The sequence below is a fragment of the Paenibacillus caseinilyticus genome (genome assembly GCF_027533645.1).
Classification (GTDB): domain Bacteria; phylum Bacillota; class Bacilli; order Paenibacillales; family NBRC-103111; genus Paenibacillus_G; species Paenibacillus_G caseinilyticus.
This window is the reverse complement of the sequence record NZ_JAQAGY010000003.1, coordinates 444,136-456,338: the sequence shown is the minus strand read 5'-3', so window position 1 is coordinate 456,338 and position 12,203 is coordinate 444,136. Positions and strand designations below refer to the sequence as shown.

The 12,203-nt window shown below is 49.3% G+C and carries 11 protein-coding genes; all 11 read left to right on the top strand.

Annotated elements, in window-relative coordinates:
- The first annotated feature begins 20 nt into the window (after positions 1-20).
- Complete coding sequence (locus O9H32_RS07530) at positions 21-1,241, top strand: hypothetical protein (protein ID WP_269865311.1); 1,221 nt, start codon at positions 21-23, stop codon at positions 1,239-1,241.
- Positions 1,242-1,299: 58 nt separating this feature from the next.
- Positions 1,300-2,478 carry a glycosyltransferase gene (locus tag O9H32_RS07525; RefSeq protein WP_269865310.1) on the top strand — a complete coding sequence of 393 codons (1,179 nt, stop codon included), beginning with the start codon at positions 1,300-1,302 and terminating at the stop codon, positions 2,476-2,478.
- Positions 2,447-3,007, top strand: a complete 561-nt coding sequence (locus O9H32_RS07520) for a WcaF family extracellular polysaccharide biosynthesis acetyltransferase (RefSeq protein WP_269865309.1) — start codon at positions 2,447-2,449, stop codon at positions 3,005-3,007. Before O9H32_RS07525 ends, O9H32_RS07520 begins: the two co-directional genes overlap by 32 nt.
- Before the next feature lie 2 nt (positions 3,008-3,009).
- The gene (locus O9H32_RS07515; protein WP_269865307.1) at positions 3,010-4,245 is read left to right on the top strand and encodes a glycosyltransferase family 4 protein; all 1,236 of its coding nucleotides are present in this window, start codon (positions 3,010-3,012) and stop codon (positions 4,243-4,245) included.
- 192 nt (positions 4,246-4,437) lie between these two features.
- On the top strand, positions 4,438-5,178 hold the full coding sequence (locus O9H32_RS07510; protein ID WP_269865306.1) for a YveK family protein: 741 nt from the start codon (positions 4,438-4,440) through the stop codon (positions 5,176-5,178).
- Between the two features lie 454 nt (positions 5,179-5,632).
- Positions 5,633-6,523 carry a UTP--glucose-1-phosphate uridylyltransferase GalU gene (gene galU, locus O9H32_RS07505; protein WP_269865305.1) on the top strand — a complete coding sequence of 297 codons (891 nt, stop codon included), beginning with the start codon at positions 5,633-5,635 and terminating at the stop codon, positions 6,521-6,523.
- Between the two features lie 12 nt (positions 6,524-6,535).
- Positions 6,536-7,231, top strand: a complete 696-nt coding sequence (locus tag O9H32_RS07500; protein WP_269865304.1) for a sugar transferase — start codon at positions 6,536-6,538, stop codon at positions 7,229-7,231.
- A 19-nt stretch (positions 7,232-7,250) separates the two neighbouring features.
- Complete coding sequence (locus tag O9H32_RS07495; RefSeq protein ID WP_269865303.1) at positions 7,251-8,507, top strand: glycosyltransferase; 1,257 nt, start codon at positions 7,251-7,253, stop codon at positions 8,505-8,507.
- A 36-nt stretch (positions 8,508-8,543) separates the two neighbouring features.
- Positions 8,544-9,878, top strand: coding sequence for an O-antigen ligase family protein (locus tag O9H32_RS07490; RefSeq protein ID WP_269865302.1), 1,335 nt, complete (start codon positions 8,544-8,546; stop codon positions 9,876-9,878).
- Positions 9,875-11,113 carry a glycosyltransferase family 4 protein gene (locus O9H32_RS07485; RefSeq protein ID WP_269865301.1) on the top strand — a complete coding sequence of 413 codons (1,239 nt, stop codon included), beginning with the start codon at positions 9,875-9,877 and terminating at the stop codon, positions 11,111-11,113. The genes O9H32_RS07490 and O9H32_RS07485 overlap by 4 nt, the downstream gene beginning before the upstream one ends.
- A gap of 30 nt (positions 11,114-11,143) precedes the next feature.
- Positions 11,144-12,196, top strand: coding sequence for a glycosyltransferase (locus O9H32_RS07480; RefSeq protein ID WP_269865300.1), 1,053 nt, complete (start codon positions 11,144-11,146; stop codon positions 12,194-12,196).
- Positions 12,197-12,203 lie beyond the last annotated feature (7 nt).

Sequence of the window (12,203 nt, the reverse complement as noted above, 5' to 3'; positions counted from 1 at the left end):
CTACATGAAAGGAGTAGACCATGCTGCTGCGAGTTAAGGTCTTGCTGCTTCTTATCGCTACTTTCATGATGCGGCCGACCGCTTTCGGACAGAACCTGTCAAGCTTGGCCATGGTGCTGAGTTTGGGGGCGGTCTACTTCCACATGGTAGAGCAATCTATTCTAAAAAATGTGCGCTTCACGCGACACATTCAGTTTGTACTGGTAGTCAGTATCGTGATGTGGGTGTATTTCTTTGCTCATGCGGGAGTACAAGGCGGTATGCACTTCGAGTTCGTGATCAAAGCGGCCGTCGCACATATCGTCATTCTCTTTTCCTTTGCCTTGGTTTTGAGCGATGAGAGGGCCAATCAGAAATATTTTCGCGGATTTATTTTCACGCTGATGGCTTTTGTAATTTCTTACTATATCAGCTTGCTTCTGACGACCGTAGTTCCTTGGGAGTCCCTCTACTTGTTCAAAATTAATGTAGAGACGTACGACCAAACGGGCAAAACCTACTTCCCGTTTACCATTTTATACAGCTTTATTGAGATGCCTGGGCTTAATCTGCCGAGGCTGCTTGGTTTGTTCCGCGAAGCCGGTATCTTCCAGGCCTTTTTGATCTGGGCCATCTTTTCGCTTGAATCCTACAACCTGGACAGGAAGTGGATTCAAATTGTGCTGTTCCTTGGAGTTGGGGCTACATTGTCCACGTCCGGACTGGCGATTTACTTCGTCGCACTAGCCATGCGGTATTTCTTCAACCGAAGGGGCCTGAAAGCAATTATGATTTTTGCTTTTATGTTCTATGCCGCCTTCTTTGCTCCGTTCATAGGACTGAATGATAAGTCCGAGAAACTGGGGGCTTCGGTGACGGACCGGTCGGATGCCACATGGGAAGGGCTTCGCTTGTTTATGGAGAATCCGTTCGGCACGGGAATGTACAATGAGGGATACAACAATGCGGACCAGCTGGGCATCAATCTGCTTTCCTCCAGCTATATGATCGGGATCATAGGAATTCTGCTCGTCCTTATCATTTATTTTGCAACGGTGTTCTGGGTGGAGGACAAAGCGCAGTATCTCGTTGCGGTTACACCGCTGTTCCTGACACTGCTGATTTCGCAACCCGTACTCGACGCCCCGCTGTTCTATATTATGCTGATGGCCGCATACAAGAAAAAGCCGAGCGAGCCCAAACTGCCGCTCGAACAGAAGATGATATGGCAGGAGGCACGGGCGCCTGTCGCCAGACAATAATATAGAACTAGTTTGGTCGGTGTATCGATTAAGATTACCCGGGAAGGGGGAGTATCTTGTGAAGCATATCTTATATATTCAGCCCTATGCCAGCCAGGTCGGCGGTGTGGATACGGTGCTGCTGCAGCTGGTCGAAGGTCTTGACCGGGCGCGATACCGCGCTTTTGTACTGCTTCCCGGACCAAGTCCTTACGTGGCCAAGTATGAAGCGGCAGGTGCAACCGTATTGTTCGGGAAGCTGGCCGTGTTCGGCAAGCCTACGGACCTGGGATACTACCTTCGCAACACGGCTAAGCTGTGGGTGACGATCCGTACGGTAATGCGTGTGATCCGCGAGCATAAGATCGATATCGTGCATTCGCATAAGATGGAGCTGATGGGCGGGAATATTGCCGCGAAATTAATGCGCATCCCCGCGGTGCAGACGGTACATGAGCTGCCGAGAAAGCCTTTGTTCGCCTATCAGATGGTAGGTTACCTCAACCACTACTTTAACGATAAGGTGATCGTTCTCTGCGAGCGGAGCAAGGTGATGTTCAACTGGGGCTCAACCGTCTCCCATAAGCTGCTGAAGATTTACAACGGCATTGATTTTAAGAAAGAACTGCTTCCGCTTGGACCGGGGGATATCCGTATGGAGCTTGGAATCCCGGCGGACGCAAAGATCGTCATTGCCGTTGCCCGTCTGTCTCCCATGAAAGGGATGGAATATTTCATCCAGGCTGCAGACCTGCTCCGAAAGCAGGGCAGAGACTGTCACTTCCTGATTGTAGGGGATGTGGCATTCGATTATGAGAAGGAATACAAGCAAAAGCTGATCGATATGGCCGAGCGGTTCGGGCTGAACGGCACGCTTCACTTCCTGGGGCTGCGCAGGGATGTCCCAGAGCTGCTGAGACAGTCGGATCTGTTCGTTCTGCCGTCCGTCTACGATATCTTCCCTACGGTCATTCTGGAGGCTATGAGGGCGGGGCTGCCGGTAGTGGCTACCGACGTAGGGGGAGTGCCCGAAATGGTACGGGATACGACCGGCCTCCTGGTCCCTGCCGAGAACCATGAAGCTCTCGCCGGAGGGATCGCAAGCGTACTGGATGCGGATTACAGGGCCATGGGCGAGAATGCCCGGCTGCTTGTGGAGACGGAGTTCTCGCGGGAAGCTTACGTACAAAAAACAACCGACATATATGAGGAGCTATGGCAGTCGTATGAAAAATATAGTACGGCTAGATCTGTATAATCAGGATGGCTATTCCAGAGGACGCAGCGGACTGATCGTTCTCTTGTGGTGGCTGGTACAGGGGAGCCTGTTCCGGTTCTCGCTGCACAACATGTACGGCTGGCGGAGATTCTTGCTGAAAGCATTCGGCGCGCAAATTGCCGAGGGAGTTCGTGTAAGGTCTACTGCAAGATTTACATACCCTTGGAAAGTTAGCATCGGCGCGCACTCCTGGGTAGGGGATTATGCGGAATTCTACAGTCTGGACCGCATCGAAATCGGAGCGCAGTGCGTGGTCTCCCAACAGGCTTATCTGTGCACAGGCTCGCACCGAATGGACGATCCCCACTTTGGATTGATAACGAAACCGATCGTGCTAAAGGATGGCGCCTGGGTCGCCAGCCGCGCCTTTGTTTATCCGGGGGTTACCATCCATGAGATGGGGGTCGTCGGCGCGTGCAGTACGGTTACCAAGGATGTGGGGGCCAGTGAGGTCCATATCGGCTCGCCGGCCCGCTTCAAGAAATACAGATTCGAGGATATGAGGTAGCCATGAAGAAAAAAATCGTATTTGTGATCAATTATTTTTATCCGGACTTTGCATCGACGGGACAGTTGATGACGTCCCTTTGCCTGCATCTACAGGACAAATTCGATATTACGGTAATCGCTGCACAGCCGGGATATGCCGGTCAGAAGTCGGAACAGGACAACATGTTCGTCACTGATTATCTAGAGAATATCCGAATCGTAAGAATCAAACTCCCTGTTCTTGACAAAAGCAGCAAGTGGAGCCGTCTTCGCTATATTACCAGTTATTTCTTCCTGGCTACCTGGGCTATGCTGATCGAGAAGAAAACCGATATCGTCTATACGATCTCTTCTCCGCCAGTCCTCGGCGGCTTAATCGGAACGATCGGCAAGGTACTGAAGAGAACCAAACATGTGTACAATATTCAAGACTTCAATCCCGAGCAGGCGGAGGCCGTAAGCTTCACGAAGCAGAAGTGGATGTACAGCCTGGCCCGGTCGGTGGATAACATTAACTGTAAATTAGCCGACCACATTGTAACCGTCGGGCGGGATATGCAGGAGACGCTGGCGAACCGTTTCGGTCACCGCCATGTGCCGGAGAACTCCGTCATTAATAACTGGACCGAGGAGAACGAGATTATCCCGCTGTCCAAAGACCATCCTCAAGTAAAAGCATTCCTAGAGGAGAATGGGCTGACAGACCGCTTTGTCGTTATGTATTCTGGGAACTTGGGATTATATTATGATCTTGAGAATATCATCAACGTAACCAAGCATTTCGAGCATGACGACCGGATCGCGTTTGTGTTTATCGGAGAGGGCGCGGTAAAAGGCGGTATGCAGCAGTTCGTCAAGCAGCACGGTCTGAAGAATGTACAGTTCCTGCCTTACCAGCCGAAGGATTATATCCGTTACTCGCTCAACGCGGCGGATGTGCATCTCGTAGTGAACCAGAAGGGCATTAAGGGGGTTTCGGTCCCAAGTAAGATCTACGGCGTCATGGCTTCGGGCAAACCGATTCTCGGGGTACTGGAGAGCGGCAGCGAAGCTCATCGTCTCATTATGGAAAGCGAGTCCGGCTATGTGGTCGAACCTCAGGATTACCATGGGATTACAGCCTCCATTGAAGCCATGGCCGCTACCGATCCGTCGGAACTTCGCAGAATGGGACTAAATGGGCGAACTTATCTCGAATCTTATTTAAAGAAAGAGCAATCGATAGAAAAATACAGTCTTCTGCTTGACAGCATCTAGTACGGTGCATGAATCTCATCGAAAAAAGGAGAATCTGAAGGAACCACGTCGGATTTACCAAAAAATACTTGACAGGATACATTATGTATCATAAATTTAAAGTGTGTTTCGATACACTTCGTATCTCAACATGTCACTTTATGAAAACATATGAAAATAACTAACAAATAAAAAATCGGATGGAGGATCATTATGGAACTGAAGCAGTACGGAAGAATGATTCTAAAGCGAATATGGTATATTCTGGCGTTTGTGCTTGTCGCAAGTGTAGGATCAGGCTTTTTTAGTTACTACTACGTTAAGCCGGTATATGAAGCTTCCAACAAAATTATCGTCAACAAATCCAGCGAGCTTAAAGATGCGCCTAGCGTCGGTGACATTGATATGAACATCCGATTAATCAATACGTATAAGGAAATCATCTTAACACCGGCTATCATGGATAAAGTCGTAGCGCAATATCCCGACTTGAAGCTCACTGCCGAAGAATTATTGAACAAGATCAAGGTCAGCTCCGTTAACAACACCCAAGTGATGACACTCATTATGCAGGACACCTCCTACGAACGCGCAGCCAAAACCGTTAATGCGGTGGCGGAAGTGTTCAAAGCCGAAATCCCCCCCATTATGAAAGTCGACAACGTTACGATATTGAACGAAGCCAAAACCCTGGTGAATCCGACGCCTGTGAAGCCGAATCATATTCTGAACACCTTGATCGGGTTTATCGTATCTCTCGTCTTGGCAACAGGTGTGGTATTTGTTATTGAGTACATGGATGACACGATCCGGACCGAAGCGGATGTGGAACATGTCCTTCAACTGCCGACATTGGCCGTGGTCATGAAAGCCACGAAGATCGACATGAATTCGAGCAAGCCTACTTCTACGATCAATCGTACCGATTCGCCGGCCGTTGCGGCCAATCAATAATTTCTAGATGTTCCGTACTTTTTACAGGTAATGCCTACTGTACCTTTATCACTGTAGGCACTCGGCCATGCTGTGGGTTCACCGCCTTAGACGCGAGTCGTCAAGGGTGTGGCGTGAGGAAGGGTTCAATGCCCTCATTTGCATGAAAGCTTGTAAAGATGCAGATAGACCGGCAGCTGGCTTACTTTGACAAGAAAGCTGCTGGCGCCTCATAGAAGCACAAGTTATGCAGTCTTGATGCACAAGAGACTGGGTGATTGCATACGTCGCTCGCAGCCCGTAGAGTGGAAGTCTGGGAGGACTGGAGGACCATTGCGCCGAGTAGAGCTTCACTTCGTGTTGCTTTAAGTTCTAGCGGTAAGAAAGCATAACTGGTATCTTTTATGATACGATTCGTATCGGAGAGAAAAGATAAGGATGGGCGTCGAGCCTACAAACGTGGAGGTAGAAAACCATGAATAAAATTAGAAAAGCCATCATTCCTGCAGCGGGTCTTGGTACGCGGTTTCTGCCTGCAACCAAAGCAATGCCCAAAGAAATGCTTCCCGTCATAGACAAGCCGACCATCCAATACATCGTGGAAGAAGCCGTGGCATCGGGAATTGAAGATCTTATTATCGTAACGGGCAAAGGAAAAAGGGCTATCGAGGATCACTTCGACCATGCTTTCGAGCTCGAGAAGAATCTCGAGGATAAAGGCAAAATGGATCTGCTCCGCGAGGTTCAACGTTCGGCCCGTGTAGAGATTCACTATATCCGTCAAAAGGAACCAAAGGGTCTTGGTCACGCGATCTGGTGCGCACGAAGATTCATCGGAGACGAGCCATTCGCCGTCTTGCTTGGCGACGACATCGTTCATGGTGAAACCCCATGCCTGAAGCAGCTTATTCAAGAGTATGAGAAGACGCAAAGCTCGGTGATCGGGGTACAGCCGGTATCCTTGGAAGAAACGCAGCGGTACGGAATCGTAGATACCTCGGTACGAAATGGACGCCTGTATGAAGTGCAGAATTTGGTCGAGAAACCCCCGCTGGGCAAAGCCCCTTCCAACCTCGCCATCATGGGCCGTTACGTTCTTACTCCTCGTATCTTTGATTTCCTGGCCTTGCATGAAGAAGGCGCGGGCGGAGAGATCCAGCTGACGGATGCCATCCAGAAACTCAGCGAAGCAGAGAAAGTATATGCCTACAATTATAACGGCATCAGGTACGATGTAGGCGAGAAGCTCGGATACATTCTTACCAACCTGGACTTTGCCCTTCAGAACAAAGAACTGAACCAGCCGCTCTTGAAAGCATTGGAAGAACTGGTCGCAATAGAAGATGCAGCCGAAACAATCGGGTAGAGGAGGATTCCAATGAGCGTTCCGAATTTATCAGAAGAGGGCAAAACCCTGGAAACCGGAGAATATTATTCAACCGCAGCTCTCAATCAAGGGTACGGACATAATGTGTATCTGGCCATGAAGCGTTTGATCGACATTGCAGGCGCGATTGTCGGTCTGGTAATTACAGCACCGTTATTTCTTATCCTCGCGATTCTCATCAAGCTTGAAGACCCGAAAGGCCCCGTTTTCTTCAAACAACAGCGTGTAGGCAAGAACGAAGCGCTGTTCCACATGTTTAAATTTCGTTCCATGGTATCCAATGCGGAGGAACTCCTGGCACAGCTGCTCAGCCAGAATGAAGTCAGCGGTCATATGTTTAAGATGAAAAACGATCCGAGGATTACCCGAATCGGACGCTTTATCCGCAAAACAAGCCTGGATGAACTTCCTCAACTGTGGAATGTACTTAGAGGCGATATGAGTCTTGTAGGTCCCCGTCCGCCGCTTCCAAGAGAAGTGAAGGAATACTCGAACTACCACAAACAGCGTCTCTCCGTTACGCCCGGCTGCACAGGGCTATGGCAGGTTAGCGGAAGAAGCCAGCTCGGATTTGAAGAAATGGTCGAACTGGATTTGAAATACATCGCAACCCGTAATTTGTTCTTTGATATAAAGATCATTTTCAAAACGGTGAAGGTGCTGTTGGGATCGAAAGACGCATTTTGACATTTACCGGAGGTCTCCAATGAAGAAAATCATTTTTATTACCAACAGGCTTCCATTCCCCAACACCGATGGACGAAAGAATCTGCTCTCCCAGTATCTCACCCAAATTAAGGAGATACATCCGGACAGCGAAATTATCAACATTTCTTTCGTGGATGATCCGAAGTACCTGAGCGCTAAGCCCAAGCTGATCGACAAGATTATCACGATTGATCCGCCGAAGTTTATGGAGAAGGCCTACAATGCCTTGGTGTATTCGCTGCTTCTCCGCAAATGGCCGCTGCAGGTTTCCATATATTACAGCAAAAAGAATCACCGCCTGATCGCAGAGACGATTAAGAAGGAAAACCCGGCTTATGTCATTTACGATATGGTGCGGGTGGCGGAGTATACGGAAGAGCATACGGCCCAAACCATCCTTAGCTACGACGACTTGCTGTCCCTCCGGTATCAGAGGCAGCTCGAGTGGTTCAAGTACATCCCTTCCGTGTTCGGCGGGTTTGCTAACAAGCTGCCCAAGTTCACACGGGGTGCGGTAGAGCTGAAATTTGTTCAGAAGGCGCTGATCCGTCTTGAAAGCCGGTTGTTGGAGAAATATGAACAGTCCGTTGCCGGCCGGTTTGATCATCTTATTTTCACTTCGCCTAAGGAAGCGGAGCACTTCAAAGATATTGTCCGGCATGAATCGTGCCATGGCATTCCGATGAAGATCGATCCGGTTTACGGCGATGCCATAGAAATCAGGCCATATGATCCGAACAAAATTGTGTTCGTCGGGAAAATGGATATTCCGCACAACTGCTCAGCGGTCTTTTACTTCTGCGAGAAGATCTGGCCCAAGGTAAAGCAGTATCAACCGGACGCCAAATTCTATATCGTAGGGAAGAATCCTACCCGGGAAGTTCTGCAATTAGAGAAACAATATCCGGACGTTATTGTCACAGGGGAAGTGAATGATGTTAAGAAGACTGTGATGGATTCGGCGTTAATGATCGCCCCGCTGCTCTTTGGGACAGGGATCAAGACGAAGATTGTGGAAGCCATGTCTTGGGGCATCCCAGTCGTAACGAATGCCATCGGAGTGGAAGGGATCAACGCAAGCCATCAGAAAGATTTGTTTATCAGCGAGAATGACGACGATATGGTGCAGAATATACTCCAGCTTCTCAACAATGCCGAGATGAACCAGTCGATGTCGAAGAATTCGATCGACTATGTGTCTCAACATTTCAGCAGTGAAGTAACGAAGGAGAAGCTGCAGCTCATCTTGGTCTAGCAGCAACAGAAATTAGATATAAGTGTGGTGCCTCTGATGAAATCGCTCATTTTTACTTTGTTTTTTATAGGGATTGCCGTATTGACCTACGACAGTTTGCCTTATTTCGAGTTTTCGGTGTATCGGCCGATAGCAATCTTTCCTATGTTTGCGGCTTCCATGCTGCTGCTCTTCGAAAGATTCCGGTTTCATCAGGGCGATTTCTTTCTTATCGCTTTCTTTATATACAGCTCGAGCAATTCATTAATCAAGGCAGCCGTATATAATGATTTATCCAGCAGTATCAAGCATATGCTGACGCTGGTGATCGGGATTTCGATTTATCGTGTGGCGCTGTATGCCGGGCAACATATCAAAGATCAGGCCGACGGCACTCAGTCGATGAATAAAGCATTAATGATTGCATTTGTCCCTGCCATAATAGCCGGTTTCATGCAATTCTTCGATGCATTCCTCGTTCATAACGGGTTCTCCAAGACACTTACCTCGTTGTTCTCTGAGCAGGTATACCATAACCGGATTCAGATGCTTTCCGGCGAGCCTTCCTGGGCTGCGCTGCATATGATCACCGGCGGCCTTTTGATTTATTATCTCTGCAGCAAGCAGAATAAAAAGTCATGGATGGTTATCGCCTTGGCCCTGCTTCTCATTATGACGTTCTCAGCCTACGCCTACGGTGTAATCCTGATCGCTTTCTTTATCTACATGTTAATCAACAGCAAGCAGCGTGTGAAGATGATTGTCGTCATGGCACTCATGTTCTCGTTCATCTTCATCCTGGTTCCGTTCTTGATCAAATCCTTCGGAGTCAGCGGATACTACACGCATCGGTTTAATCTCGATAACCTGAGCATCGACTATTTAATGAGAACCGATAATTCCTTCTTTGTCCGCTTTGTATTCCCGATGATCGGATTCATCGAGTTCGCCAGGCATCCGCTCACAGGACTCGGCGGCGGCTTCTATTACAGGGAATTCGCAGACACGCTGCTCCAGTACTTCGATGTCGGCTTGAAGTTCCGGGAAGTCAGCGATATGGTGATGCGAACACCCGATATGGCGACTTCCAGAAACCTGTATTCTAAGCTGTTCAGTGAAGAAGGGTTCATCGGTGTCGTATTGTTCTTCGGTTTTCTGGTATCGATCTTCAGAAGCTGCTCCACGCAATACAGCAAATTCGTATTTGCCATTTGCTTGTCGGCCGTAATGAATTTTGATTCGTACGCTTTTATAGATTTTTGGCTGTTGATCGGACTGATCCGCGGCGGATTCTTTGAGCCTGTTGCGGAGTTGCCGTTAGTGCAGACACAGCGCTTCTCGGTTAGTTCCGTGCCCCAGGCGCAATATCCAAGAATGGAGCCACGCTTATGAGAGTTGTCATCATGAACAGTTTGTACTCGCCGGATATTATCGGCGGAGCGGAGATATCGACCCAGATCTTGGCCGAAACCCTGTCCCATCGGGGGATGGAGGTAAGTGTCATCACCGTAGGGGCACAAAGCCGTTCCGCAGGAGTGATCCAAGACCAAGTGAACGGTGTGGAGGTCATCCGGCTGCCTCATAACAACCTGTACTGGCTTGGCGATTCGAAGAGTAAGGGAAGCCTGAGCAAGGTAGCCAGACGATTGATTGATATTTACAACCCGCTCCAGATTGCCGAGGTTCGACGGGTACTGCGTGCGATCAAACCGGATTTGATCCATACGCAGAATTTATCAGGACTCGGTACCGGGGTGTGGAAGGTAGCATCCGAACTGAATATTCCCGTCATTCATACGCTGAGGGATTACTCCCTTATGTCACCGATGAGTACAACAGATATTCATCCGGTGATCAAGGGGTTGTATAAGCAGCTCCCAATGAAGTACAGCCGGGGCGTCTCGGCCGTCATTGGCATCTCCAGCCATATCTTGAACAAACACGTACAAGCGGGATTATTCGGCCCGTCGCACAAGTACGTCGTCCCCAATGCAGTGGATGGGGAAATCCGAGTATCTCCTAAGAAAGTGAACGAGGGCAGCTTGGTACTCGGCTGCTTCGGCCGGTTGGAATCGGAAAAAGGTGTTCAGTATTTGGTTGAGGCTGTCAAAAACCTGCCTCGGTCTATCGTTCAGAAGGTGTACATTTGCGGCGAGGGCGGCATGAAAGACCAACTGCTGAAGGAATGCGCCAATGACGACCGCTTCCAGTTCACGGGCAAAGTGCCTCCTGCGGAAGCGCGCAGGCTGATGGGGGAAGTGGATATCAGCATCGTACCTTCCACTTGGGATGAACCGTTCGGCCGTGTCATTATCGAATCGTATCAGGTCGGCACCCCAGTGTTTGCTTCTACGGTAGGCGGGATTCCCGACGTTGTGACGAAGCCGGAAGATTGCTTGTTCAAGCCCGGAGATGCCGGTGCAATCGAGCGGTCGATCCGTTCTTACTTCGACAAAACAAAGGAACAAAAGGAAGAGCTTCATGCGCTCTGCCTGCAGCACTGCCACCTGTTCACAACAAGTGCGCTGGCAGCAAGACATCTGGAAGTCTACTCGCTGATCCTCGGCAGGGTGCTCGAAAGTCCGAGAACGGAAGCCGCCCAAACCAGGGACGCTATCAATGCCTAAGTATACAGGCGAGTATTAATGGAGGACGCTATGCGCATTTGGATGGGACCCAAATATAACGATACGAACATGTACAATCAACTGCTCTCCGAATCGCTTGAGGGTATTGGTTTGGAAGTCAATGATGTGAAAAGAAAGCAGTTCAGCAAGCTGCAACGGGGCGATGTGCTCCATGTACACTGGATTCATCCGCTTTACCAGAACAATAATTTGCTTTTGTTCCTGGTCAGAAGCTTGATTATGGTGCTGGTATTTTCGTTTCTCCGGATGAAAGGTGTCGTTCTAATCTGGACTATTCACAATCTGTATCCGCATCAGCATAAATTCCCGCGGCTGGAAAAGCTGGTAAGAAAAACATTCATTATGCTGTGCAGCAAATGCGTGACCGCCAGCCACTTTATCAAAAAGCAAGTGGTTGAAGTATTCGGCGCGAATCCGGATAAGATTGCGGTCATTCCGCACGGACATTATCAAGGCGTATATCAGCATCAGGGAAAGAACTACCGTGAGGTGTACGGCATTCCGGAGGACGGGTACGTCTATCTCTTTATCGGGGCCATCAAGCCCTACAAAGGCGTGCAGCAGCTCGTGGAATCGTTCAACCGCATCAAAAGCGAGAATACGTACCTGGTTATCGCCGGCAAGCCGACCAAGGACATGGAAGAGTATTTGAGCCGGTATCAGGGACAGCATCAGATCATTCTGGACCTTCGTTTTGTTCCGGATGAAGAAGTGGCGGACATTATCTCGATGTGCGATTCGTTCGTGCTTCCCTTCCAGGAAATAACGACATCCGGTTCGGCGATTCTCGCTCTTAGTTTCAAGAAGCCGATTGTGATTCCTAAAACGCCGTTTGTCGACGAGTATTTCACTCCGGAGATCGCATCAATTTACGATCCTCAAAAGGGGGAGCTGCTCGAGACAGCCATGGAACAGGTACGGCGGGTCGAGGCGGATAAAGTGGAGCCAGTATACGAGCAGATCTTGGCCAGACTCGATTGGAAGAACATTGCGCTGCAGCTCAGCGAGATCTATCAGAACAGGCCTGCTGCCCAGGTTAGCAGGGCTTTCGATAAAAGCTAAATATAAA

What these genes read in the sequence shown, in the direction of transcription:
- O9H32_RS07500 (WP_269865304.1), top strand. Translation starts at nt 6,536, where the DNA reads ATGAGCGTTCCGAATTTATCAGAAGAGGGCAAAACCCTGGAAACCGGA.
- O9H32_RS07485 (WP_269865301.1), top strand. Translation starts at nt 9,875, where the DNA reads ATGAGAGTTGTCATCATGAACAGTTTGTACTCGCCGGATATTATCGGC.
- O9H32_RS07495 (WP_269865303.1), top strand. Translation starts at nt 7,251, where the DNA reads ATGAAGAAAATCATTTTTATTACCAACAGGCTTCCATTCCCCAACACC.
- galU (WP_269865305.1), top strand. Translation starts at nt 5,633, where the DNA reads ATGAATAAAATTAGAAAAGCCATCATTCCTGCAGCGGGTCTTGGTACG.
- O9H32_RS07520 (WP_269865309.1), top strand. Translation starts at nt 2,447, where the DNA reads ATGAAAAATATAGTACGGCTAGATCTGTATAATCAGGATGGCTATTCC.
- O9H32_RS07480 (WP_269865300.1), top strand. Translation starts at nt 11,144, where the DNA reads ATGCGCATTTGGATGGGACCCAAATATAACGATACGAACATGTACAAT.
- O9H32_RS07510 (WP_269865306.1), top strand. Translation starts at nt 4,438, where the DNA reads ATGGAACTGAAGCAGTACGGAAGAATGATTCTAAAGCGAATATGGTAT.
- O9H32_RS07515 (WP_269865307.1), top strand. Translation starts at nt 3,010, where the DNA reads ATGAAGAAAAAAATCGTATTTGTGATCAATTATTTTTATCCGGACTTT.
- O9H32_RS07530 (WP_269865311.1), top strand. Translation starts at nt 21, where the DNA reads ATGCTGCTGCGAGTTAAGGTCTTGCTGCTTCTTATCGCTACTTTCATG.
- O9H32_RS07490 (WP_269865302.1), top strand. Translation starts at nt 8,544, where the DNA reads ATGAAATCGCTCATTTTTACTTTGTTTTTTATAGGGATTGCCGTATTG.